Genomic DNA, 25,033 nt, shown 5'->3' on the forward strand with positions numbered 1-25,033 from the left:
GCGCGTGAGCCGCCGCCCTCCCGGAGGGTCAGCGGGCGATGAGCTCCACCAAGGAGCGGTAGTAGCTGAGCTTGCGCACCGTGCCGAGGTCGAACCCGGCGCGGTCGCCGAGCGCGGCGAGCTGGTCGCGGGTGCGCTCCTGGCCGGAGAAGTAGGTGAGCATCCGCAGGTCCATCTCGGAGCGGACCCGCGCACCCTGCGGGTCGTCGCGCAACCCCTCGATCAGCAGCACCCGGCTGCCGGGGCGGGCGGCACGGGCGCAGTGTTCCAGAATGGCCAGCGCGTGCACGTCGTCCCAGTCGTGCAGTACGACGGAGAGCAGATAGCCACCCGCACCGGCGGCCGCCTCGGGCAGCGGGTCCAGAAAGCTGGACTCCAGGACGGTGCACCGCTCCTCCAGCCCCTGCTCGGCGAGCTTGGCGCGGGCCGCCGCGGCCGGTCCGGGCAGCTCCACCAGGGTGGCGCCGAGTTCGGGATGTGCGGTCAGCAGCGCGCACAGGAGCGTCGCGTCACCACCGCCGACATCGACGAGATGGCCGAGCGAGCCCCAGTCGTAGCCCTCGGCGGCGGCCTTCGTCTCGCCGGGGACCAGCAGCGAGGCGAGCAAGGAGTCGAAGGAGCCGGAAAGCTCCGCGTCGGCGTCCAGGTCGGCCCAGAACGAACGGCCGTAGGCGGTGTCGTAGCCGGGCCGGCCGGTGCGGATGCTCTCCAGCAGGTGGACCAGCGCGAGGTCACCGCGGCCGAAGGCGCTGCCGGTGTCGAGCCAGTCGCGAGGAGCGCCGGGGTGGTCGGCGCGCAGCTGTGCGCCGAGCTCGGTGAGGCCGTAGACGTCCGGCTCGGGCTGGGTGAACACCCGCGCGTTGACCAGGTGGTGGAGCAGCCGCTCCAGCAGGTGTGCGGGGGTGCCGGAGCGCTCGGCGAGCCGGTCGAGGGGGGCGGTGCCCTCCCCGATGTGGTCGGCGAGGCGCAGCGTGGCCGCGACGCGTACGGCCATGGGGGTGACCAGGTCGGCAACCTCCCAGATGTCGCTCGTGCCGCGCGGCGGCTTGTTCTCCTGGGTCACCGTGTGGGTCACCGTCTTCCCGGTCGTGGGTGGGGTGCGAACGCCCGGCGGACGGCTGGGACGGTTCGCCTTCTTCTCGCCCGTCGCTGCTCGCCGCCGGGCACCGTCCGAGCCGTACGGCGGACGGACGGTGCCCGGCGGCGGCTGCCGCACGGCTCAGTGGCAGGCCGGCCCCGAGGCCGTCGTGCTGGCGATGACCTGCGGCGGCTCCTCGATCTCCTCGATCTCGAAGGTCTCGGCTTCCAGCGCCTCCAGCTCGTCTACGAGCATGTGTCAACTCCCTTGTCTGGTACGCGAGTTACGCGGACACCCGCCATTGTGGTGATCAGTTTTCGCCATGGTCAATAGCCGGCCGTGGCCGGTCGTGGTCAATCCGCGGGCAGTTGCCCGACCCGCTCCCGGAGCGCCCGGCGCAGCAGATAGGCGAGGTAGTCCTCGTTACCGACGGTCACCCCGAGCCGGTTGCATCCCATGTGCACGAACCCGGCGAGCAGCGCGGCCCGCGCGGTCCCGGCGTCCACCGGCACCGGTGAGCCCGTCCCGTCCCCCGCGGGGAAGACCAGTGCCCCGCGCCGAGCCTCCTCGTCGATGCGTGCGCGCAGTTCGGCACCGTGCTCGGCCCATCGGCGCAGGAACCCGGTGAGCCGGTCGGGCCGGCCGCCGAGGACTCCCGCGTGCAGGGCTTCCACCTTGTCGCCCACCGGGCCCGCCATCCGTCGGTAGGCGGCGGCGTAGGTGCCGTAGCGCTCCTTGAACAGGGGCTCCCAGTCGGCCATGCGCCGCTCGAAGAAGGACACGGTGCGCTCGGTGTCGCCCAGCACCGTCAGCGCGAGGGTGGCCGTCAGCTGGGCGGCCAGCCCCAGCCGTACGCTGCCGACCTGTGTGTTGGCGGAGGCCAGCAGACTCGCGACGAGGCTGCTGGAGCGGTCGGCGTGCCACTCGGAGAGCGCCACTCCTGCCGGGCCGCCGTACCGCTCCAACTCCGGCTGGTACCCGAGGTAGGTGAGTGAGTCGTTGGGGCGGCGCGGCATCCGCACCGTGTCCGGGCCGTAGCGGGCGTCCCACTGCGCGTCGGAGAACTCCAGCCGGAACCGCTCCCGGTACTGCTCGTCGGTCAGATCGGCGGCGGGATCGTAGACGGAGGGGCGGCGTCGCAGGAAGTCGCCGACGGCCTCCTCGATCGCAGCGGTCAGCGCCGGGATCGCGTCGGTGCCCGTCGGCCGCGCCCGCAGCCGCACATGCGGGCCCTCCAGCCAGTGGCGCAGGAAGAAGCAGCAGTCGGCGAGCCCTTCGGCACGCAGCCGCTCGAACAGCGGGCCGACGCACTCGCCCAGCAGCGGGTCACGGTCCCCGGCGTAGTAGACGTGCGCCGACAGCCACTCGCCGGGGCCCAGCTCGGCCGGTGGGCGGTCGTCGGCGTTCAAGGGTGCGGCGGGTCCGGGCCGGCGCTGCCGTGCCGCAGGCCGCGCCTGGTCGATGCCGGTCGCTTCGGTCACTGTGGGTCCGTCCTTCCGATGTGCGGTGTGCGGCAGGCGGCAGGTGGCGGTGCGTCCAGTTCCACGCACACCTCCGACACGTACGTGGAGCCGCCCGTGCCCAGGGCCGGTTCGGTGACGTCGGGCAGCAGCTCGGTGAAGACGGCCTCCCCCGCACCGCGCAGCCGGTGGTCGAGCAGCGAGAGGGACAGCGGACTGTCGGCGTCCACGGGGTGCGGCTTGCGGTCGGTGTCCGTACGGGCCATCACCCGGTCCGGCAGCCCCGCGGCACGCCACCACCGGCGGCGGGCGAGGAAGCCGTGCGCGGTCTCGGCGGGTGGCTGCGGGCCGGGCAGCTCGGGCCCGGTGAACCGCCAGGCGCGGCGGGCCAGGACCAGCGAGCCGTGCCGCACCCGGGGACGGTGGGCCGGTCCGCCCCCCTCCAGGCAGCCCCACAGGTCCGCGACGAGCGGCATGGCGGCCGGGGAGAGCGCCAGCAGGGTGCGCTGCACACGGGGCAGCGCCATGGGGACCAGGCCGCCGAGCCACAGCGGGACGACGCGCTTGCCCAGCCGGCGGGACACCAGCCGCAGTTCGCCGCTGTCCTCGTCGTCGACCAGCCGCAGGTCGTCGATCGCGAGTCGGCGCTCGGCGGGCCCGTGCGCGGCCTCGGCGGGCCCGATCAGCCGGTAGGGGGCCGCTGCGGGCCGCAGCGCCAGATTGGAGGTGTCGTAGCCGCCGCTCAGCTCCGCGCCGACGGCGTCGGGCGGCAGCAGCCGCGCGTACCGGGCGCGGATGCCGTCCGTCAGCTCCTGTTCGGCCTGTGGCCCGAAGGACCTGGCGAACCGGGCGAGGGGCTGGCCGAGGCCCGAGTAGGCCCAGTTGAGCACGGCGAGCGGCCGACCACCCGGACGGCGGGGCCCGGCCCACTGGAGGTAGCAGGAGAAGCTGCGCGGCAGGCCGGGGCCGTCGGCCGGCAGCTTTGCGGCGGCCCGGTGCAGCGCCGCCGTCTCCAGGACGATCTCCGACGCGTCGGACGGCTGCCGCGGTTCGGCGGGGCTCCCGGCGTCGAGCGCGGCGCGCAGCGCGCGGGCGAACTCCTCGTGGGCGGCGCTCAACGCCGCGACCCTCGGGTCGTCGTAGGGGTTGGCGCGCGGCACATAGGTACCGTCCGCGGCCAGCGTGCCGAGGCGGGTACCGGTGCCCGAGAGCCACTTGCCGCAGTCCCGGTACAGCTCGTGCGCGAAACCGGGCACGTCGTCGCAGACCCCGCCGGGCCCGTAGCGGGAGCGGAAGTGGGCGTGGACCAGCAGCCTGTCCAGCAGCAGCAGGTCGAAGGCGGGCAGCAGCCGGGCGAAGTCGCCGAGCGCGGGCAGCGGTCCCTCCTCCCAGGCCCGACGGGAGGCGGTGGCGGGCACGGCCAGCACCGCGTCCTCGTAGACGGCCGTCCTGGGCACGACCGGCGCCTCCCGGCCCAGCGCCCGCTGCGCCTCGGCCACCTCGGTACGGAGCGCGGCGGTACGGCGGGCGCGCTCGTGCAGCGGCGCGAGGGGGAAGCCGTCGGCGTGCTCCCGTATCCGGTCGAGCCGGTCGGCCAGGGAGGTCCCGCTGCCGGTGGGCGGCAGCGGGCCGAGCGTACGCAGCCGGCCGGCAAGTTCCGCGACCGGGTCGGGGTGGTGGATGTCGAGGGCGAAGGCGGGCGTGGTGAGCAGGCCCAGCTCCACCAGCTTGGCGAGGTAGCCCTCCAACCGCTCTCGGGGGCGGCCGTCCGGGTCGGAGCGGTGCAGCGCCTCGGCGAGCTGGGGCAGTGTCGCACCGGCGTCCCCTGCCGCGTCGAGGATCCGCAGTGCCTCGTCGAGAACGGGCCCCGCGGGGAGTTGGAACGGCTCCTCCTCCAGCACACCCGGTGTGGCGAGGGCGAGGCCGGGATCGACGGGCCGGTACCGGCGGCGCACATAGTGGATACGGCCGCCCGTGCGGCGCCACCCGCCGACCGCGTGGAACGGGAGGGCCGCGCGGGTGGCCGGATCGCCGAGCGCCGCGACGGCGATCTCGTGGAGCGCGGTCACATTGGGGCGGGCACGCAACAGCGGCCGCGGGAGAGCGTCGGCCGCGAGGGCGAGACCCAGCGGCGGACCGGACTCCTGGAAGCGACCGCGCGCCAGGGTGGTGAGGGTGCTGAAAGGGCTCGTCTTGAGCGCCGTCCGGTAGACGTACGACACCAGCGCGCGTTCCGCCTTCCGGTTCCGCTTGCTGCTCGGCGGCTCGTCACCGGCCGCCAGGTACGCCGGGAGGGCGGCGTCCAGGGAGGGGGAGGCCGCCTGGAGTCCGGCGCGCAGCACCGGGTCACCGGCCAGATCGTGCAACTGGCGGCGGGCGGTGCGCAGTTCGTCGGCCCGGATGTGCTCGTCGAGGGCCAGCTGCTGCTCGTAGCGATGCCGCAGCGCGAGCCAGTCGGCGGCGGTCGCGGGCAGCATCGTCTCGGCGGCCCGCAGCGTTGCGCGGGCGGGCGTGCGGGCGTTGTGGATGTCGCGGCGCAGCGCGAGCAGGGCACGGCGGTCGGCGGGCCGCGCGGTGCGGGAGACGGCCTCGGCGAGGGCGTCCTCGGCCGCCGGTGCCAGCGCGGCCAGCCCGTCCTCCAGCTCCAGCGCCGTCCGCGCCCAGGCGGCGGTGCCGGGCGCGCGCAGCGGTGTGAGGGCCTCGGTGGGAAGCCCGGCGACGCGCAGCACGAAGTCGGGGGCGACGGCGAACGGTGCGGATGAGGGTGCGGGGAGCGGGTGGGCAGGGGTGTCGGTCATCGGCGGCCGGTCCGGTCCGTGCGAGGGCTGGAACTGGGGCTGGAACTGGGGCAAAGGTCGTGGCGGGGGCCGGGGTGGTTCGGGACGAGGGGTGCGTCGAAACGGGGGCGGTCGGGGCGCTCGTGGCCGGTCATCAGCGCAAGCAGCGGCCAGGTGTCCGGGCCGACGGCCGGGGCGAGAGCCGTATGGACGGCTTCGTAGTCGAACCCGAGCGCGGCACCGCATCCCGTACCGAGGGCCGCGGCAGCCAGGTAGGTGGCCTGCGCGACGGCGCCCACCTCGGCGTTGAGCAGCCTGTGGCCGCGCGGCCCCGCGGCGGCCAGGACGGCGTGCGGGCGGGCCAGTACGAACAGGACGGCGGCGGCCTGTTCGAGGTTGTAGTTGTCGAGCGTGTAGATCCGCTGGAGGAAGGGGTGCGGGGCCGGTCCGGACAGGGGGATCAGCGCGTGCGCGGCGGAGTCGTACAGGTGGAGTCCCCCCGGTGTCCCGGCCACATGCTGCACGAAGACGGCGAGCCGGGTGAGCGCGTGAGCGGAGTGCGAGGGCGGTTCACCGCCGTCCTCGTCCGGGAAAAGCTGCCGCCCGGCGGCGGCTGCCCGCAGGAGCGCGGCCAACTCGGCTGCCGCCAGCGGGCGGTGCGCGGAGAACCGGCCGAAGCTGCTGCGCCGGGCGGTGAGCGCTTCGGCGACGCCCGCGCCGAGCGGGGCGGGGGCGGGCAGCGGGACGGGAGCGTACCCGGACGCGTCCGGCTGCCCGTCGGCCGGCGGGGCCGGCTCCGCAGCGGCGGCGGCCTCGGCGAGCACTCTCGGACCCGGGGGCGGCCCCGAGTCGTACGCCGCCGCCAGATGAGCCGCCTCGGCGGCGGGGAACCGCAGGACGGTACGGGACCGTTCGGGCAGGGGCGCGGCCACACGGGGCGTGGGAGCCGGTGAGGGGCCGGGCCCGTCGCTCCTGGCCGCGGTGGCGCCCCGCCAGGGCAGCGGCACGACCGCCAGCACGCTCTCGGTGGCCGGATCGAGGCCCAGCAGGCGGTCCAGCGCCGGCTCGTCGTACCACAGGCGGGGGCACAGCCCGATGCCGCAGGCCGCCGCCCAGGTCTGCCAGGTCCGCAGCAGGCAGCCGAGGTCCATGGTGACGCAGTGGTAGCTGAACTCCCCGTACTTGAAGGCGTTCTGCCAGAAGCGGACGGTGACGAGGAGGAACTGGCGGCCAGCGGTCGGCGCGCTGCCCAGCGCCTCGCGTACGCGGGGCGAGACGTCACCGGCGGCCAGGCGGCGCAGGGCGTGCGCGGGCTGGTCGTAGTGGTAGACGCCGGGCAGCGGACCCGCACCCGGACCGCACACCCAGTAGATCTCGCACGGGTACAGGCCACCGCCCGCCGCGCTGCCGCGCGCCCACGCGGCGTGGGCGTACGCCTCCCGGCCGCCCTGGCCCGGATCGGCGGTGATCTGGAGCCGGCGGGAGAGCCAACCGTAGGAGTGGCGGAGCATTCCGGCGAGCAGCGGCACGGTGAAGCCCTCCCCCGGCCCTTGGGGCCGCGCAGGCAGGACGTCTGCCAGTGGTGCCGCAGGGTGCGGCACCTGGTCGGGAAGCGGGAAGCCGGGCACCTGGCGGTAGATCTTGTGGCTCCGCGGCTGGTCCCCCCAGTCCGGCTCGAACGGCTCGGCCTCCATCGGCACCGAGGCCCGCCGCAGCACCGCGTCCAGATAGCGGATCACCGGGAGGGTGCGGTGGTCGGCTCCGCCCGGTCCCGGTCCCGGTCCTGGCCGTCGGCTGTCGGGCACCTCTTCCCCCTCACATGAACGGGTGCGGAGCCGGGTTGAGCTCCGCCGCCGTCAGATCGTCGGCACGCAGCCCGGCGCTGCGCAGCGCGGTGCGGGCCCTGGCCATACCGGGGGCCCGGTGCCGCCGGGCCCCGAAGTCGAGCGGGAGCAGCCCGGGTACCAGCACCCGCACCACACGCGTCCCGACCGCCCGCTGCTCGGGCCCCGTCTGGTCGACGACAACCGTGTCGAAGCCCCGGGCGGCCAGCAGGTCACGGCAGTGCCGCACGGCGGCGGACAGGTCGCCGGCGGGTGGCGCGGCCGGGCCCGAGAAGGCCGCGGCCGGTGGTCGCGACCGCTCGTCCGGCCCGAGGAGGAACGCGGCGTGCCGTTCCATCTCCGGCAGGCCGTACAGCGCGGCGTGCTCGGAGAGCTCACGCACCAGGGAGAAGTCCTGCGCCATGGCGCGCAGCCGGTCCAGGTTCCGCAGCGTGCGCTCGGGGAAGCCCGACAGATAGCTGGCGACCTCGCGTACGGCCGACTCGGCGGCGCGCTCCGGGTCGAGCGCGGCGGCGGAGGACAGGCACAGCGCCCCCGGCCCGCCGTCCTCGCGGGTCGCGACGGCGGTCACGACGGGAACCGGCAGATCGATGCGGTTGTCCAGGAGCCGGAGCCGATAGCCGCCGCGCCGCATCCGGTCGGCGAGGTGCAGTGTCGTGGCGGACCGGCGGTCGTCCACCGCGATCTGCGGCAGCCGGGCCCGCCCGAGCCAGGCGACCAGGAACGCGTCCCGCTCCACGACCTCCAGCAGCCCGTGCAGCACGGCCTCCTCCACGCACGAGCCGCCCGCGCAGCCGTTGGAGGTCTCGGCTGCGAAGAACGGGCCTGGACCGGCCAGCCGGTAGTGCACCAACTGCTCGGGAACCAGCACCGGCCGCTCGTCCCGCAGCGACCAGCCCCACAGCCACGGCAGCACCAGGTCCTCGTCGTAGGGTGCGAAGTGCGGCGGCGCGCCGTCGAAGAACGCCGCCGGGGGAAGTCCGCACTCGCGAGGGTCCACGGACGGGTGGCGCAGCGCCGAACGAGCGGCCCGGATGCGCCCGGGGCCGCCGTCGCGCAGCCCGGCCAGCCGCTCCAGCCCCTCGCACAGTGCGAGAGCTGCGCTGTCCCGGTAGGTGTCGGCGTGCCCGCTCCAGTGGACGTCCATGAGGCGGGGTGTGCCGCGCACCGCGAAGCGGCCGCCGGACGGCGCGGTGTTGGCCGCCTCCCGGTCCGGTCGTACCCCCGTGCCGAGCGCTCCGCAGACGGGGTTGGCGAGCGCTTCGGCGACCCGCTTCGGCATGGCCTCGCCGGCGCTGAGCAGCCGTGACGTGCCGGGGCGCGGGACGAGACCGGGCCGCAGCCGGACGGCGCTCCGCGCCGGGCCCCGGGCCGCCCACTCCCCCGCCCCGCACCGGGGACACGCGGGGTCGGCGAGCAGCCGGACACGCTCCACTCGGAGGGTGTCGAGCGCGAGCCGGTACACGGTGCCGGTGCCGGGCACGGTCGGCTCCTCCCGGGTCGCGGTCTCAAGTGCGGCCCCCGCCAGGTGGGCGAGCATGTCGAGGGCGAAGGGGGTCAGATACGGGTTCGGGGCCGCCGCATGGACGCGGACATCCGGCCGGAGCTCCAGCGCATCGCGCTCGACGGCGGGGCGCAGGGCCTGCCAGCGGGTCGCCAGGCAGTGGAAGCACGGACGGCCCGGCGATGGCCGCGGCGGGCCGAGCGGACCCAGCAGGGCGTATCCGCCGTGCAGTTGGACGGGGACAAGTGTCGTACCGGGTGCGGGACGCGGCGGCCGGGCCGGCTCCGTGTAGGCGTCGCGCGTCCCCAGCATTCGTACCTGGACGGACACCGGCTGCCCCGTGGAGTCCGGCAAACGGGAGGTCAGCGCGCGCTCGACGCGCAGCCGGTCGGCCTCCGGCAGCCTGTCGGTGGCGGTCCTCACTCCGCTGCCTCCCGCGACCGGCGCAGCAGTACGCGTACGGTCTCCACACCGCCCGCGCGCAGATCGGGAGGGGTCGTCACCACGACCAGCGCTGCCCTCCCCCGCCCGTCCGGCGCCCGTGCCGCCGCGCGCTCTCCTGCGCCCGGCTCCTCGGTGGACTCCACCCCCGCATCGCATCCCGCCATCGCGACCAGGGCCTGTGCGTCGACACCGGGCACCAGGGGGTCGCCCAGATCCGCCTGGTGGCCGTGGGCCGCCAGTTGCAGGGTGCCGACCAGATCGCGGAGGGCATGGGTGACGGCCTCGGCGCGGGTGGTGCCGTAGCCGAACGCCTCGGCGGTGTGGGCGCCGGGGCCGTCCTCGGCGAGCGCGACGACGGCGTGCGCGGGTGCGGCGCCGGGGAGTTCGACGAGCGTGACGCGCCGGTCGAGGTGCGCGGCGGCGCGGAGGAGGAATCCGCAGTCCTCTTCGGCAGCCGCGTCCCCGGGCTGCCCCGGAAGCATCCGGGGCGCGGCTTGTGCGCGCAGCGCCGCCACGACGCCCTGGTGGGCGAGCGCGGACAACAAGCCTCTCCTGGCGGCCGCGTCGAGGGTGGCACCCGCTCCGGCACCGGCGCCGCCCGGTTCGAAGCGGCCGTCCCGATCGACCGCCCCGCCGGGGTGCACGGCAGCCGCCGGGACGGCGACCGTCCGGCCGTGCCCATCGAACGCGCCCTGTGCCGGCTCCCACTCCCACGCCGTCAGCCACGGCCCTTCGGCAGCATGCTCGTCGGGCCCGACCGGCTCCACCGTGCCGCCGATGCCGCCCAGGCCGCTCCAGTTGCTCAACTCGGCGCCGGGTACCCGCTCCACCGCCCCGTCCGCGAGGTACTGCGCGGCGCCGCGTGGCAGGCCGTGCGCGTGCAGCAGCCTCTCGTAGACCAGCGCGGCCCGGTACCGGGCCGCGGTTCTGGCGTCCGCCTGGGTGTCGAGAGCGAACGCGGTGACGGAGCGGAGCGGTACGGCGGACGGCCCGGGCGCCGCGACCTCGATACGGGCGGCGCGTACCGGTGACTGCGGCAGCGTGTCGTCGGCGTAGCGCCGGAAGACACCCGCGTACGCGCCGAACAGCGCTGCCTCCCGGGCCGGGCCGGTCCGGTCCCCGACTCCTGGGCCGGCCTGTCCGCTCGTCCCGGCCCGCGCCGTACTCGGTGTCCGGCCGCACGCCGCGCAGTCCGGGTGGGCGAGCAAGGTCTCCCGCGAGGTCGCCAGTGTCGCGCGGTCCTGGAGGACGAGGGCGCCGGTGCACTCCGCCGGCAGTGCGCCCGTGCGGTACCGGAAGACCTCGAAGGCGAGGGTCGTGCCGAGCATACGGTCGAGCTGGCCGGCCGGACCGGCGGCTGACCGCTCCGTGTGCACGGCCCGCAGCAGCGCCGCGGAGTCCATCGGCTCCAGGTTCGCGGCGAGCCGCAGCACGGCGCACTGCCAGCAGCCCGCGGCCTGCCCACCGCCGCCGGTCCCCTCGCCGTCGTCACCGCCATCACCGTCGCCGCGCCCGTGCACCAGCGGCCCGAGCACAGCCGTGCCGTCCAGCACCGTCAGTGGCAGCAGTGCGGGGCCGCCGTCGAGCGCCACGCGGTTGCGGCGGGCGAGCTCGCCGTGCCCCGTACCGCATGCGACGACGAGATCCGCGGCGTCCTCCGCCTCCCTGGGCCCGCCGCTGTCCTCTCCCGCCGCGAGCATCTCCACCTCGACGTCGCATCCCGCGGCGCGCAACGCGTCCCGCTCCAGGAGGAGTTGGCGGGGCGGCTGTCGGTACGGGCCGGTGAGTGAGACGGTCCGCAGTCCGTTGCGCAGCAGGGTCACGGCGCAGCTCTCGGCCGTCGCGCCGTGACCCGCGATCAGCACCCGGGTGGCGCGGAAGCGGGCGAAGGCGGTGGACGCGCCCGGACCGAGCTGGTGGTCGAGATAGGCGAGCTGGTCGGCGAAGCGGTCGCGGACGGCCTCGGGAAGGAGAGGTGAACTCCCCTGTCCGGGCGGGGAGTCGGCGGGCCCTACGTCACGTACCACCCCGCGCGCCAGCAGGGTACGCACCATCGCGGTGACGGTGGCGCGGCGCTCCTCGGGCAGCCCGTCGCACAGTTCGGCCAGCGTGTGGGCGCCGGTCAGATGCGGTGCGAGGCGGCACATCCACCGGTAGGCCGTACGCCCCTTGAGTACGAACCGGCCTTCGGGGTACTGGAGGAGAACACCGTCGTCGGTCGCCATGAACAGCGCGTCCGCCCGCAGTCTGGGGCGTACGTCGTGGGTGGGGTCCACGTGGCGGCCTCCCGCGTACTGCGCGCACATCGGGCACCACCGCCCCCGCGCGCACGTTGATCGTACGGATGGTGAGCAGGGACGGTACCCGGTCTTCCGGTGCGGTGTCAGCGAAGATCGGAAGAAGAACGAGAAGCGGCCCGGTGCGCGACCACGGGAGACCGGGAGCGGTGTCGCTGGACGGCAGTGTGGTGGAGGTGCGGATGAGCGGGGCCGAAGGCGGCAGGCCGTGGCGGCGGTGGGTGCCGCCACTTGTGGTGCTCCTCCTGTGGGGCACGGCGCGGGTCGGCAAGGGCGCGGCGTCCCGGATCCCCGCGGGGCGGGGCGTCCGGTACGACCCGGCCCGGTACGCCGCCCAGGTGCGCGAGCATGCGAAGCAGGCGGGCATCAACCCGCAGCTGCTCATGGCGATCCTGTGCAACGAGGCGTACAAACCGCACGGCCCCGCGCTGGAGCGCTGCTGGCAGCGGCTCAAGCCGGGCTCCTCGTTCGGCATCGCCAATATGCACCGGGCGGCTTTCGACGCCACCAAGCGGGGCCGCGACTTCGCCTCCCGCCGCTGGGAGGAGCTGCCCGACGACCGCGATCTCGCGCTGCGCGCCGCCGCCTGGCATCTGCACGACCTCGCCGCACGGCTCGGTACCGGGGGCGGCGCGGGCAGCGGTCTGTCCCGTGACGAGCTGCTGGCCCTCGGATACAACGCGGGCGCGGGCAACATGCTCGCCTTCGCACGCGGGGTGCGGCCGGGCCGCACGGCCCGCTCCTATCTGCGCAGGCTCCGGGCCAATTGGAGCAGGGCGCACGAGGCCGTCCGCTCCTGAGTGCGCCCGGCGCGCTCCGCGTCGCCGTCAAAGCCCGCCGGTCCCCTGCCCGGCGGCGTACGCTCGGGCCGCACCACGAGACGGCCCGGCGCCCCCGGGGGGAGCGGGGAAGGTGACGGTGACGGCCAGACCGCCGTCGGGCCCGGGGAGGGTGGTGAGGTCGGCGCCGTGTGCCTGGGCGACGGCGGCCACGATGGACAGCCCCAGACCGTGGCCCTCGTCGGCGCCGCGTGGGGCGAGCCGCTGGAAGGGCTGGAGCAGCGCGGGGATGCGGCTGCGCGGTATCGGCTCCCCGCTGTTGGCGATGTGCAGCCAGCCACGGCCGCCGCCGGTTCCGGTGGCGATATGGATCCAGCCGTCGCCGGGGGTGTAACGCCGGGCGTTGTCCACCAGATTGGCCGCCAGCCGCTCCACCAGCGGCGCGTCGCCGTACATCGGTGCCGGTCGGGTGGCGACGGTCATCCGCGCGTCCTCCCGCTCGCGCACCACCGTCTCCACCACGGCCGCCAGATCGGTGGGGCCGCTGCGCGCGGGATCGATTCCGCGTTCGCTGCTCGCCAGCGTCAGCAGCGCCTCGATCAGCCGCTCCTGGCTCTCCCCCGCCCGCAGCACCCGCTGACAGACCTGGCGCAGCGTCGCCACATCGGGGTCCGGCTCGGCGAGGGCGACCTCGACGGTGGCACGCTGGAGGGTCAGCGGGGTGCGCAGCTCGTGCGAGGCGTTGGCCACGAAGCGGCGCTGTGCCGCGAAGGCCGCGTCCAGCCGGGACAGCAGCCCGTCGAAGGTGTCGCCGAGCTCTTTCAGCTCGTCGGCGGGCCCCGCCACGGCGAGCCGCTCGTGCAGGTTGCGCTCGGAGATACGGCGTGCCCGGTCCGCCATCACCCGTACCGGGCGCAGCACCCGGCCCGCCATCACCCAGCCCAGCGCCACCGAAACCCCCGTCATCCCGGCGAGCGCGACCCCGGACTTGGTGAGCAGGACGCGCAGTTCTGCCGAGCGGCGTTCGCTGACGATGTCCTCCAGCCGGCCGCGCAGCCGGTCGCTCCCGCCGGTGGGCCCTTCGGCCCGCCAGGCCGTGATCTTGGTGTTCTTGGTGGCGGGGCTCTGGGCCACCAGCAGATAGGTGGCGGCCAGCAGCGCGGCGCCGGAGACCAGGAACAGCGCGCCGTACAGCAGGGTCAGCCGCAGCCGCGCCGACCAGCGGATGCCGCGGTGCTGCCGCACGGGCTCAGATGCGGTAGCCGGCATGCGGCACCGTCTCGATCAGCGGCGGATCGCCCAGCTTGCGACGGAGCCGGCTGACGGTGACCTTCACCGTGTTGGTGAACGGGTCGGCCGACCGGTCCCAGGCGCGCTCCAGCAGTTCCTCGGCCGAGACGACCGCACCGCGCGCGGCCAGCAGCAGTTCGAGGACGGCCAGTTCCTTGGGCGACAGCTCCAGCCTCCGTCCGCCTCTGCGGGCCAGCCGCTCGGCCGGGGCGAGGGTGAGGTCGCTGTGGACCAGGACCGGTGGTACCGCCGGCTGGGCGCGGCGGGCCAACGCGCGGATGCGGGCGGTGAGTTCGGCGAACGCGAACGGCTTGGCCAGGTAGTCGTCGGCGCCCAGGTCCAGGCCCTCGACCCGGTCCTCCAGGGTGGATGCCGCGGTCAGCATCAGCAGCCTGGCGCGGCAGCCGTGTCGGCTCAGGGCCCGGCACACCTCGTCGCCGTGCAGCCGGGGCAGGTCGCGGTCGAGCACGATGACGTCGTAGTCGTGGACCGTGGCCTGTTCCATGGCCTCCTCCCCGTCGAAGGCGAGGTCGACGGCCATGCCGTCGCGGCGCAGCCCGGTGGCCACGGTCAGCGCCAGCTCCCGGTGGTCTTCCACGATCAGCACCCGCATGGCGCAAGCATGCGGCAGGGGGCATAACAGCGGCGTAACAGCGGCTGTTCCCGCGGTGTAACCGTCCGCCGCGTACAACTCACCGCATGTTCATCACTCGGAAGCGATCCTTGATACGCACCCTCCCCGCTGCGGCGTTGCTGCTGGCGGGCGCGCTGCTCACCGGCTGCGGCGGCGACTCCTCCGACGGCGGGGGCGAGCAGGACCCGGCGCAGGAGGCCGCGGGCGACGACGGGGCCCGGAGCGGCGCCGGAAAGCAGTTCGACAAGGCGCTGGAGTATGCGCAGTGCATGCGCGACAACGGCGTCAAGGACTTCCCCGACCCCAAGCAGGAGGGCGGTGGCGTCCGCATCGGCGGCTCCGGTGTCGACCGTGGTTCCGCCGCCTTCAAGGAGGCGGAACAGGCGTGCCGCGACAAGGCGCCGCAGATGGACGGCGGCAAAGGCAAGCCGCTGGACTCCAAGAAGGTCGCGGCCTGGGCCGCTTGCATGCGCGAGAACGGGCTCGACAACTTCCCCGACCCCGCGGTCAACGGCAGCGTCATGCAGCTCGACATGGCGGGCACCGGCATCGAGCCCGGGAGCAAGGCGTTCCAGGACGCCCAGAAGGCGTGCCGCGACAAGTACCCCGGCGGTGGTATCCAGATGAAGGGCGGCGGCGCGCGATGACCGCCCAGCAGCAGGAACCGGCCGGCGGGCGGGCGAAGGCCGAGGACACGGACAGCAGCGACACGGACGGTGCCCTCGGCGGGGCGGGCCGCGGGCGCCACCCGCTGCGCACCTCGCTGCTCGTACTCGCCGCGGCGACCGCGGTGGGCGCTGCCGGGGTGGCCGCGACGGGCGCGTTCCCGGGGCAGGCGAAGAGCGCCGGGACGCCCCGCGCCACAGGACCGCAGAAGACGGCGCCGGTGGAGCGCACCACGCTCACCCGTACGGAGACGGTGGACGGGACGCTCGGCTTCGGCACCCCCACCACCGTCCAGCAGGCGGCCACCGGCAACCAGCCCGACGACGGCGGCGACAGCGGCGGCGGCTCGGCGCAGCAGCCGGGCCGAAACACGGGGAACTCGAACAGCAGTCAGGAGGCGGGGATCGTCACCTGGCTCCCGGAAGAGGGCGCCACCCTCTCCCGGGGCGACACCGTCTACAGCGTGGACGAGCACAAGGTGCCGCTGCTGTACGGCTCCAAGCCCTTCTACCGGACGCTGCGCCCGGGTGTGGCGGGGGACGACGTGGAGACGTTGGAGAAGAATCTCGCGGAGCTCGGCTACAGCGGTTTCACCGTCGACGAGGAGTTCACCAGCGGCACGGCGCAGGCCGTCCGCGACTGGCAGGACGATCTGCATCGCGAGGCGACCGGTGAGGTCGCTCCCGGCGACGCCGTGGTCGCCTCCGGGGCGCGCCGGGTCGCCGAGCAGCGGACGTCACCGGGCGCGCTGGCCGGCGGCGAGGCACTGACCTGGACGGGCACCGACCGGATCGTGGAGGTCGAGCTGGAGGCGGGGCTGGAGAGCCTGGTCGAGAAGGGCACCAAGGCGACCATCGGACTGCCGGACGGCGGCACGGCGCAGGCGGAGGTGACCGACATCGGTACCCCCTCCGGCGGGCAGGAGACCTCCGGCGGCGGTCAGGGCTCGGAAGACGGCGGGGACGGGGGCGCCGAGGAGGCGACGCTGCCCGTCGAGTTGAAGGTCGGCTCGCAGCAGAAGCTGGGCCGCTACCAGGCGGCCTCGGTGGACGTGATCTTGAAGGCACAGACCCGCGAGGACGTGCTCGCGGTGCCGGTCAACGCGCTGCTGGCCGAGCCCGGCGGCGGCTACGCCGTCGAGACCAGGGGGGCGGACGGGCGGTCGCGCCGCATCCCGGTGCGGCTGGGCATGTTCGCCGACGGCAAGGTGGAGGTGTCCGGGACGGGCATCGAGGAGGGGCTCGACGTGGGGGTGCCCCGATGACGCCGACCCGCACACTCCCGGCGCCGCCGACCCCCGCCCCGCCCCCGCCACCGCCGGCTTCCCGCACGCTGGTGGAGTTGGCCGGCGTCCAGCAGCGGTACGGCGACGTGGTGGCGCTCGGCGGTGCCGATCTGTCCGTGGCACGGGGCGAACTCCTCGCCATCGTCGGCCCGTCGGGCTCGGGCAAGTCGACGCTGCTCAACATCATGGGCACCCTCAGCCGTCCCTCCCGGGGCACGGTACGCATCGACGGGCACGACGTGGCGGCGCTGTCCGACCGCGAGCTGTCCGCGCTGCGCGCCCGCACGATCGGCTTCGTCTTCCAGCAGTTCCACCTCTCCCCCGGGGTGCCCGCCCTGGACAGCGTCGCCGACGGGCTGCTCTACAGCGGTGCGCCGCGCGGGGAGCGGCGGCGGGCCGCCGAGGCGGCACTGCGCGAGGTGGGGCTTGGGCACCGGCTGCTGCACCGGCCGCACGAGCTGTCCGGCGGGGAGAAGCAGCGGGTGGCCATCGCCCGCGCGGTGCTGGGCAACCCGCCGTTGCTGCTGGCGGACGAGCCGACAGGGGCGCTGGACTCGCGTGCGGGCAGCGCCGTGCTGGAGTTGCTGCACGAGCTGCACCGGGCGGGTACGACGGTGGTCGTCATCACCCACGACCGGGACATCGCCGCGTCGCTGCCGCGCGAGGTGCGGCTGCGGGACGGCCGGATCGAGCACGACTCGGCCGCCGGGGCGGGGGTCGGCCGATGAAGGACGGTTCGAGCGGTGCCGCGCCACGCGCCGCGCGGATGAGCCTTGCCGATGTGCTGCGGGTGGGCGGTGCGGGGCTGCGTTCGCGGCCGACGCGGGTGTTCCTCTCGGCGCTGGGCATCGCCATCGGCATCGCCGCCATGGTGGGCGTGGTGGGGATCTCCACCTCCAGCAGGGAGGACCTGAACCGGAAACTGGACGCGCTGGGCACCAATCTGCTCACCGTCACTCCGGGGCAGTCGTTCTCGGGAGAGGAGGCCAGGCTGCCCAAGAGCGCGGTGGAGATGATCGGCCACATGCCGCGGGTGGAGTCGGTCTCCGCGGTGGGCAAGACGGACGCGAAGGTCTTCCGCACCGACCGGATGCCCACGGAGGAGACCGGCGGTATCTCCGTCGCGGCGGCACGTACCGACCTGCCCCGGACGGTGGGTGCCGAGCTGACGGCGGGCCGCTGGCTGAACGCGGCCAACTCGCGCTATCCGGCGGTGGTGCTGGGACCGGAGGCGGCCGACCACCTCGGCATCCACACCGCGGGCGCGGGCACCCGGGTATGGCTGGGTGAGCGGTGGTTCACCGTCGTGGGCATCCTGGCGCCCAACGAGTTGGCCCCCGATCTGGACGCCACCGCGCTGGTGGGCTGGAGCGCGGCGACCCGGTATCTGGGCTTCGACGGCTATCCGACCACCGTGCACACCAGGGCGGAGGAGTCGTCGGTCGGCGCGGTGCAGGAACTGCTGGGGGCGACGGCCAATCCGGAGAGCCCCAACGAGGTGACCGTCTCCCGGCCGTCGGACGCGCTGGCCGCCAAGGAGGCGTCCGACGACACGCTCAGCGGACTGCTGCTGGGGCTGGGTGCCGTGGCGCTGCTGGTCGGTGGGGTCGGTGTCGCCAACACCATGGTGATCTCGGTGCTGGAGCGGCGCTCCGAGATCGGGCTGCGGCGCGCGCTGGGGGCCACCCGGGGCCAGATCCGCAGCCAGTTCCTGTGCGAGTCCCAGCTGTTGTCCGCGCTCGGCGGGGCCGGTGGGGTGCTGCTGGGGATCTGTGTCACCACGGGGTACGCGGCCTATCAGGGCTGGCCGTCCGTGGTGCCGGTCTGGGCGATGGCGGGCGGCGTCGGGGCCACCCTGGTCATCGGCGGACTGGCGGGTTTCTACCCCGCCGTACGGGCCGCGAGGCTGCCTCCGACCGAGGCATTGTCCGCCTCCTGATCGGCCTTGCGCTCCGGCTGCGGAGCCTGCTCGGGACCGGCTCAGCTCCGGGAGCCGGCTCCGCTGCCGGGCCGGTGGGGACGGCCCGACGCCGGTACGGGGTGCGGGTGCGGTCAACGGCGCCGCTTCGGGGCGCGCCCTCGGCCGGGGCGCGCCCCTCTCGGCGTCGGTTCAGCGGTCGCAGGCGAGGGTGCCGTCGGCGGCGCCCTCGATCAGTTTCCGGTGCGCGGCCTCGATCCGCTCCACATCCGGCTTGACGACCTTTCTGTCGTAGGTCAGCAGCCCGTTCAGTTCGCCCTCCACATCGGCGATCTGGGTGTAGACGGCGCCGCTGCTGCCGTCGCAGGCGGCGAAGCGCTCGACGTCCTCCAGTTTGGCCAGGTATTCGTCGGTGAACTTCTCCTTCTCGACGCCCACATAGGTGTGCCGCACGGGCCAGGCATGGCCGGGTACGGCGAGTCCGAGCCCGCCGTATTCGCCGCTCACCAGCGCCCGCTTGCCGTCCGGCGAGGGAAGTTGGGCACCGGGGTAGCCGTGCGCGTCGGACACGTCGCCGTTGCCGCCGTCGACGGCGCCGCAGCAGTTGTGCCCGCTCATGTTGTTCACGAGCCGCGAGGGGTCGAGTTCCTTCGCGTAGTCGGCGATCCGCGCCTGGTCGTACTGGCCCCAGCCCTCGTTGAAGGTGACCCACATGATCACCGAGGGATGGCTGTCGTGCTGCTGGATCAGCTGTTTCAGCTCGTGCTCGTACTGGGTCCGCGCCGCGCTGTCCGGCCTCCGGTCGGAGCGCATGGACGGCATGTCCTGCCACACCAGCAGGCCCAGTCGGTCCGCGTGGTAGAACCAGCGGTCGGGCTCGACCTTGATGTGCTTGCGGACCGAGTTGAAGCCCATTTCCTTGTGGCGGCGCAGATCGGAGGCGAGAGCTTCGTCCGTCGGTGCCGTGTGCAGTCCGTCGGGCCAGAAGCCGTGGTCGAGGGTGGCCATCGAGAAGACGGGTTTGCCGTTGAGCACCATGCGCCGCTTGCCGTCGACGGTCTCGACAGAGATCTCCCGCATACCGAAGTAGCTCTCGACGACGTCCGCCGACCGCCCCTTGCCCACCTTCACCTCAAGGGTGTACAGGTGCGGGTCGTCGGGCGACCACAGATGCGGATCGGGCACCGGGACCCGGAACGGCTCGCTCCCGCTGCCGGTGGCCCGGCCGACCTCGCGCTCACCGTCGTAGGCGACCGCTGTGACGGGCACTTCGTCCCGCACGCCGCGTGCGGTGACCGCGACCTGCTCACCGTCCAGGTCGGGTGTGGTCTTGACGTCGGCGACGTGGTCGGCCGCCACCGGTTCCATCCACACCGTCTGCCAGATCCCCGACGACGGCGTGTACCAGATGCCCTCGGGGTCGAGCCGCTGTTTGCCGACGGGCGGGTTGGGGCCGTCCGGGGAGTCGGTCGGGTCGTGGACACCGACGACCAGTTCCTGGTGCCGTCCGGGGCGCAGCGCGTCGGTGACATCGACGGTGAAGCGGTCGTAGCCGCCCTTGTGCGCGGCGACGCGCTTCCCGTTGACGTAGACGGTGGCCTGCCAGTCGACGGCGTCGAAGTGCAGCTTCAGTCGCTCGCCGGAGCCGTGTGCGCCCACCTTCCAGCTCCTGGGCACGGTGAACGACCGCTTGTACCACATCCGTTCCTCGTGGCGCTCCACTCCGGACAGCTGCGACTCGACGGGGTAGGGGACCAGGATCTTCTCGGCCAGCTTCTTGTGCCGGCCCAGCGGCGGCCGCTCGCCCTTCTCGGCCGCGGCGAACTGCCAGGTACCGTTGAGGTTTCGCCACCGGTCGCGCTTGAGCTGCGGGCGCGGGTACTCGGGCAGCGCGTTGCCGGGGCGGACCTCCTCGGCCCACTCTGTCTTGAGCTGGTACTGCGACCTGTTGTCGCCGGACGTCCAGAAGGCACCGACCGGCCGGTCGTCGGCGCCGGTCAGCCCGCCCTCTCCGTCGTAGCGGACGTCGGCCGTGCCGCCCTGGCCCACGACCGGTTCGGGCAGCGCGACCAGCAGCGCACGCGGGTCGTCGGGGGCGCGGCGTATCTCGCCCAGCGGCCAGGTGGCGCCACCGATGACGGCCTTGAGGTGGTCGCGCAGCCGGGCGGGTGGCGCTGCGAGCTCCTGGGCGAAGCCGAGTTCCAGCGTGCGACCGGACTTGCGCACGTGCACCTCGGTGGGGCCGTCGTAGTCGAAGCCGTCCGGGAGGGTGAAGGCCGACCGGGGAACGGCCGTCTTCGTACCGCCGGGCGGGGTCCAGCGCACATGGAGGTTGGAGCCGCCCCACTCCTCGAAGTACTCGACCTTGAGGTCGTAGGACTTGCCCGCCGCAAGCTCGACGGGCTCGGAGTTCTGCTCCTTGTCCCAGTCGGGGACCCAGTGGTCGATGACGAGCCGGCCGTCGAGCCACATACGGAAGCCGTTGTCCCCGGTGATGTGGAAGGTGTGGCTGCCCGTCCGCTCCGGGGTGAGCCGGCCGGTCCAGCGGACGCTGGCGTGATCGGCGCTGCCGGTACGTTCCTTCAGCCGCGGTTCGAGGTCGTCGAAGTCGAGGCCCGGGTCGAAGGCGGTGGCCTTGAGGGTGCCGAAGTCGTAGGCGCCGGGCGCCGACTGGGTCCAGTACTCGCCCTTGAGGCCGTGCGCCTCGGGCGGCTGGGCGGCGGGTGCCGCGGCCGAGGCCGTGGCGGCGGACCCCGGTGGGGCGCCGAGCACGGCGAGGAGGGCGAGGAGGGCTGAGGCGGCGATGACGGCCGCTGACCAGGGTTGTGCGCGTCTCACGGTACCTCCGGGTGAGGTGTGCCACGTGTGGGTGCGGACTGTGCCCTGTGGAACTTCTCCGTGCGGTCCTTGTGGGTGCCCCGTCGGCTTGTACAACGTTGGAAACGGGGACAGTTGGCATGACAGCACGCATGCCGGACCCTGTCCAGGTACGCGACGACAGCGGCCGAACCGGGCACGGAGCGGGCAGCGAACGGGGGGAGTTGGGCACGGGTGAGGGTGAGTCTCAAGGACGTGGCCGAGCACGCGGGCGTCTCGGTCAAGACCGTCTCGAACGTGGTGAACAAGTACCAGCACGTCACGCCCGCCACCCGGCACAAGGTGCAGCAGGCCATCGACGTGCTCGGCTACCGGCCCAACCCCACAGCCCGCCATCTGCGCAAAGGCCGTACGGGCATCCTCGCCCTCGCCGTGCCCGAACTGGGCAACCCCTACTTCGCCGAACTGGCCGGAGCCGTGGTCGACGCCGCCGCCGAGCACGACTACACGGTGCTGCTCGACCACACCCAGGGCCGCCGCGACCGCGAACTCCTGGTCGCCCAGGGCTTCCGCACCCGGGTCATCGACGGTCTGATCCTCAACCCGCTGGAACTGGAGGCCGAGGACCTGGCGGCGCGCACCGACGAGGTGCCTCTCGTGCTGATCGGCGAGCGACGCTACGACCTGCCCTACGACCACATCGCGATCGACAACGTCGCGGCGGCGCGCACCGCCGTGCGGCACCTGCTGGACATCGGGCGGCGCCGCATCGCCTTCGTGGGCGCCCGCCGCGACCGGCCCAGCAGGCCCGCGCATCTGCGGCTGCTGGGCTGGCAGACGGAGCTGGCGGCGTCCGGGCTCGCCGCGGACGACGCACTGGTGGGACGGGTGGAGGGGTGGGAGCGCGCGGACGGGGCCGCGGCGATGGCGGCGCTGCTGGACTCCGGGCAGCGACCGGACGCGGTCTTCGCCTACAACGACCTCGTGGCCATCGGGGCGATGCGGCTGCTGGCCGAGCGCGGGTTGCGGGTGCCGCAGGACGTCGCGGTGGTGGGGTTCGACGATCTGACGGAGGGCCGGTACGGCATGGTGTCGCTCACGACGGTGGCGCCGGACAAGCGGGCGATAGCCCGGCTGGCCGTGGAGTCGGTGGTGCTCCGCATCGGTGGCGGGGCCGGCGCTCCTGAGGGCCCCCGGCAACTGCGGCCGGGCTTCCGGCTCCTGGAGCGGGAGAGCACGCTGGGCCGCCCCGACGGGTGAGGAACTGTCGGCGGGGGCCCGGACCGCGGGCGGGGGCGCGGGCGGGGGCCTTTCGCCACGTCTTGGGACGAGTGCGGTTTTCCAACGATGGAAAGCCGCAGGAGCCCCCGCCCGCGGAACCTCGTCGCGCAGCGGTCAGACGTCCACCCCGCGGCTGCGCAGCCACGGCACCGGGTCGATGCCCGAGCCGACCTCGGGGGTGACCCGGACCTCGAAGTGCAGGTGCGGGCCGGTGGAGTTGCCGGTGTTGCCGGAGAGGCCGATCTGCTCCCCCGCCCGTACGTGCTCGCCCGGCTTGGTCTGGATGCGCGAGAGATGCGCGTACTGCGTGTAGTAGCCGTTGGGGTGCCTGATGACGATGTGGTTGCCGAAGGGGCCGCCGCAGTTCGTCTTGACGACGGTGCCCGCGCCGACGGCCCGGACCGGGGTGCCGACCTCCACCGCGAAGTCCTGGCCGGTATGGCTGTTCGACCAGCGCTTGCCCGAGGAGGCGAAGCCCGCCGACAGCGTATAGCCCTTGACCGGCGCCACCCACTTCCCGCTGCCGGCCGCCCGGCGCTCGCCCGGCGGGCTGTAGGCGCAGCCCCCGGAGCCCGGCTCGGCCCGCAGCGCCGCGCGCGAGATCGGCCCTGCGGCCCGTGCCGCGCGTTCCTCCCGTGCCTCCCGCAGCCGCTCCCTGGCCTGCGCCAGCCGCCGTTCGACGAGGCGCTTGGCGCGCCGCTGCCGCTCGGTTTCGGCCTTCAGTTCGCCCAGCTGGGTCCGCCGGCGCTCCCGGTCCCGCACGAGGTCGCGCTGGGTGGTCTTCGTGGTGTGCAGCAGCCGCCGGAAGGCGAGGTCGCCCTGGCGCTGCGAGCGGAGCCTGTCGAGCAGGGTGTCCGGGGTGCTGGTCATCAGCAGCCGGGTGGCCGGGGCCCAGCCGCCCTCCTGGTACTGCCGACGGGCCACCGCGCCGAGCTGCCGGTGCAGCCGCCGCAGCCGCTCCTCCCCTCTGCTGACGGCCCGTGCGGCCCGGGCGACCGCCGCCCGTTGCACTGCTGCCTTGCGGTGGGCGGCCTCGTAGCGAGCCGAGGCAGCTGCGGCCTCCCGGTAGAGCGAGGCGATCCGGGCGGGCAGCGGCTGCGCGGCCTCGGCCGCGCCCCGGGCGGGTGCGGTGCCCGCGGCCTGCGGCGCGCCGGCGGCGAGCACCGCCGCACACACCAGCGCTGCCAGCGGCACAGCTGCCCGTCTCTTTCGTACGACCTGAGTCATGGCACGATCGTGCGGCCGTGCGCGGCGTCAGAGGCGTCGCACGGGCGCGGCACGCGGGCGGCTTGGGCCGTTCGTCGCAGCGCCCTGTCCCCAGGACGGGTGCTTTTTCGGGCGGCGCGAGAGGGCCTCAGCCGTGCGGGGAGGTGGCCGCCTCCCGCTCCGGGCGCCCGGAACGGTCGGGGACCCCGGCCTCGCCGCCGTCCTTCCCGGGCCGGGGGCGCAGCAGCACCCAGGCCAGCACGGCGGCGACCGCGAGCAGTGCCGCACCGGCCAGCCCGGTGATCTGGACACCGCGCGAGAAGGCGGACCTGGCCTCGGCGACCAGTGCCTGGCCGGGGCCGCCGCCCAGTCGCGCGGCGGCGGCCAGGGCGTTGCCGAGCGTCTCGCGGGCGGCGTCCAGCACCCGCGCCGGCACCCCGTCCACCGGGTCGAGGCCCATCCGGTACGCGGAGGAGAGCACGCTGCCCAGCACGGCGACGCCGAGCGCGCCGCCCAGCTCGATACCGGTCTCGGAGACGGCCGAGGCGGCGCCCGCCCGCTCGGGCGGAACGGTGGCGAGCACCATGCTGTTGGTCAGCGTCATCACCGTCCCCACGCCCAGGCTCACCAGGCAGAAGGCGAGGACGACGACGGCCACCCCGTGCCCCAGCGGCAGCGCCGTCAGCGCCGCGAAGCCGAGCGCCGCGGTCGCCAGCCCGGCGGTGATCAGCTGCCGTACGCCGGTGCGCCGGGCCGCGGCGGCGGCGAAGAATCCGGAGGCGACCGAGAGGGCGGCGCCGGGCAGCAGCATCACTCCGCCGCGCAGCGGCGAGAGGCCCTCGGACAGCTGCAGGAACTGCGGGATGAAGAAGAGCGATCCGGCCATCACGAAGATCACGAGCACATTGGTGACGATCGCGGCGGAGAAGTGCCGGATACGGAAGAGGGAGATGTCGATGAGCGGGTCGGCGAGGGTGCGCTGGCGCCGTACGAACACGGCGCCGAAGGCCAGCCCCACGGCGAGGAACGGCACGGCCCGCAGCTGGTCGCCGTGTGCGAACGTCTTGACGGCGTAGACGGCGGGCAGCACCGTCAGCAGGGTGAGGGCCGCGCTGAGCAGGTCGAAGCGGCCCGGCCTGGGGTCCTTGGTCTCGGGCACCAGCAGCGGCAGCCCGGCCAGGGCGAGCAGCACCAGCGGAAGGTTGATCAGGAAGACCGAGCCCCACCAGAAGTGCTCCAGCAGCAGCCCGCCGACGACGGGGCCGAGAGCCGAACCGGCGCTGAAGGCGGAGCCCCAGGCGGCGACGGCGACCATCCGCTGGCGCTCGTCGCGGAACATGTTGCGCAGCAGCGAGAGGGTGGAGGGCATCAGCGTCGCGCCCGCCACGCCGAGCAGGACGCGGGCCGCGATGAGCGCGCCCGCGCTGGGGGCGTAGGCGGCGAGCGCGGAGGCGACGCCGAATCCGGCGCAGCCGATCATCAGCAGCTTGCGCCTGCCTATTCGGTCGCCGAGGGTGCCCATGGTCACCAGCAGCCCGGCGAGCACGAAGGAGTAGATGTCCACGAGCCACAGCAGTTGGGTGCTGGAGGGGGCGAGGTCCTCGCTGAGCGCGGGGACGGCGAAGCCCAGGACCGTGAGGTCTATCGCGATCAGCAGCACGGGCAGGGTGAGGATCAGCAGGCCGGCCCACTCCCGGGGGCCGGCCTTCACGGTCATGTCCTGCGCCATGGCTCGGTTTCTCCGTTCTTGCGT

17 protein-coding genes are annotated in these 25,033 nt (G+C 74.2%); 6 read left to right on the plus strand and 11 right to left on the minus strand.

What is annotated here, in order from left to right; genetic code table 11:
* Positions 1-28: 28 nt before the first annotated feature.
* The 6 genes from JW613_RS25990 to JW613_RS35995 form a co-directional block, all read right to left on the minus strand.
* Positions 29-1,075, minus strand: coding sequence for a methyltransferase (locus JW613_RS25990; RefSeq protein WP_209213336.1), 1,047 nt, complete (start codon positions 1,073-1,075; stop codon positions 29-31).
* Positions 1,076-1,431: 356 nt separating this feature from the next.
* A complete protein-coding gene (locus JW613_RS25995) occupies positions 1,432-2,559 on the minus strand; it encodes a lantibiotic dehydratase C-terminal domain-containing protein (protein ID WP_209213337.1) in 1,128 nt (375 codons plus the stop codon).
* The gene (locus JW613_RS26000; RefSeq protein ID WP_209213338.1) at positions 2,556-5,336 is read right to left on the minus strand and encodes a lantibiotic dehydratase; all 2,781 of its coding nucleotides are present in this window, start codon (positions 5,334-5,336) and stop codon (positions 2,556-2,558) included. Before JW613_RS26000 ends, JW613_RS25995 begins: the two co-directional genes overlap by 4 nt.
* The gene (locus tag JW613_RS26005) at positions 5,333-7,120 is read right to left on the minus strand and encodes a SagB family peptide dehydrogenase (protein ID WP_209213339.1); all 1,788 of its coding nucleotides are present in this window, start codon (positions 7,118-7,120) and stop codon (positions 5,333-5,335) included. The genes JW613_RS26000 and JW613_RS26005 overlap by 4 nt, the downstream gene beginning before the upstream one ends.
* A 10-nt stretch (positions 7,121-7,130) precedes the next feature.
* Positions 7,131-9,086, minus strand: coding sequence for a TOMM precursor leader peptide-binding protein (locus tag JW613_RS26010; RefSeq protein WP_209213340.1), 1,956 nt, complete (start codon positions 9,084-9,086; stop codon positions 7,131-7,133).
* Positions 9,083-11,383 carry a TOMM precursor leader peptide-binding protein gene (locus JW613_RS35995; RefSeq protein ID WP_209213341.1) on the minus strand — a complete coding sequence of 767 codons (2,301 nt, stop codon included), beginning with the start codon at positions 11,381-11,383 and terminating at the stop codon, positions 9,083-9,085. Before JW613_RS35995 ends, JW613_RS26010 begins: the two co-directional genes overlap by 4 nt.
* 143 nt (positions 11,384-11,526) lie before the next feature.
* Here JW613_RS35995 and JW613_RS26020 point away from each other — a divergent pair, with 143 nt between their 5' ends.
* Positions 11,527-12,204 (plus strand): lytic transglycosylase domain-containing protein, encoded by a 678-nt coding sequence (locus tag JW613_RS26020; protein WP_307866036.1) that lies wholly within the window; start codon positions 11,527-11,529, stop codon positions 12,202-12,204.
* A gap of 27 nt (positions 12,205-12,231) precedes the next feature.
* Here JW613_RS26020 and JW613_RS26025 read toward each other — a convergent pair whose 3' ends face one another.
* A complete protein-coding gene (locus JW613_RS26025; protein WP_307866037.1) occupies positions 12,232-13,428 on the minus strand; it encodes a sensor histidine kinase in 1,197 nt (398 codons plus the stop codon).
* A gap of 4 nt (positions 13,429-13,432) precedes the next feature.
* Positions 13,433-14,086 (minus strand): response regulator transcription factor, encoded by a 654-nt coding sequence (locus JW613_RS26030; protein WP_209213343.1) that lies wholly within the window; start codon positions 14,084-14,086, stop codon positions 13,433-13,435.
* An 86-nt stretch (positions 14,087-14,172) separates the two neighbouring features.
* Between JW613_RS26030 and JW613_RS26035 the strand changes: the two genes are divergently transcribed.
* The 4 genes from JW613_RS26035 to JW613_RS26050 are packed head-to-tail and all read left to right on the plus strand — an operon-like array spanning position 14,173 to position 17,997.
* The gene (locus tag JW613_RS26035) at positions 14,173-14,754 is read left to right on the plus strand and encodes a hypothetical protein (protein WP_209213344.1); all 582 of its coding nucleotides are present in this window, start codon (positions 14,173-14,175) and stop codon (positions 14,752-14,754) included.
* Positions 14,751-16,037 (plus strand): peptidoglycan-binding domain-containing protein, encoded by a 1,287-nt coding sequence (locus tag JW613_RS26040; protein ID WP_209213345.1) that lies wholly within the window; start codon positions 14,751-14,753, stop codon positions 16,035-16,037. Before JW613_RS26035 ends, JW613_RS26040 begins: the two co-directional genes overlap by 4 nt.
* Complete coding sequence (locus JW613_RS26045) at positions 16,034-16,786, plus strand: ABC transporter ATP-binding protein (protein WP_209213346.1); 753 nt, start codon at positions 16,034-16,036, stop codon at positions 16,784-16,786. The genes JW613_RS26040 and JW613_RS26045 overlap by 4 nt, the downstream gene beginning before the upstream one ends.
* Positions 16,783-17,997, plus strand: coding sequence for an ABC transporter permease (locus tag JW613_RS26050; protein ID WP_209213347.1), 1,215 nt, complete (start codon positions 16,783-16,785; stop codon positions 17,995-17,997). The genes JW613_RS26045 and JW613_RS26050 overlap by 4 nt, the downstream gene beginning before the upstream one ends.
* Positions 17,998-18,168: 171 nt before the next feature.
* Here the strand turns inward: JW613_RS26050 and JW613_RS26055 are convergent, their stop codons facing one another.
* Positions 18,169-20,814, minus strand: coding sequence for a PA14 domain-containing protein (locus tag JW613_RS26055; protein WP_209213348.1), 2,646 nt, complete (start codon positions 20,812-20,814; stop codon positions 18,169-18,171).
* Positions 20,815-21,027: 213 nt separating this feature from the next.
* On the opposite strand from JW613_RS26055, the gene JW613_RS26060 reads away from it, so the two are divergent.
* Positions 21,028-22,053, plus strand: a complete 1,026-nt coding sequence (locus JW613_RS26060) for a LacI family DNA-binding transcriptional regulator (protein ID WP_209213349.1) — start codon at positions 21,028-21,030, stop codon at positions 22,051-22,053.
* A gap of 135 nt (positions 22,054-22,188) precedes the next feature.
* On the opposite strand, the gene JW613_RS26065 is transcribed toward JW613_RS26060, so the two are convergent.
* Positions 22,189-23,301 carry a M23 family metallopeptidase gene (locus JW613_RS26065; protein WP_245226282.1) on the minus strand — a complete coding sequence of 371 codons (1,113 nt, stop codon included), beginning with the start codon at positions 23,299-23,301 and terminating at the stop codon, positions 22,189-22,191.
* Between the two features lie 127 nt (positions 23,302-23,428).
* A complete protein-coding gene (locus JW613_RS26070; RefSeq protein ID WP_209213350.1) occupies positions 23,429-25,009 on the minus strand; it encodes an MFS transporter in 1,581 nt (526 codons plus the stop codon).
* Between the last annotated feature and the right edge of the window lie 24 nt (positions 25,010-25,033).

This window comes from Streptomyces smyrnaeus (assembly GCF_017676345.1).
Classification (GTDB): domain Bacteria; phylum Actinomycetota; class Actinomycetes; order Streptomycetales; family Streptomycetaceae; genus Streptomyces; species Streptomyces smyrnaeus.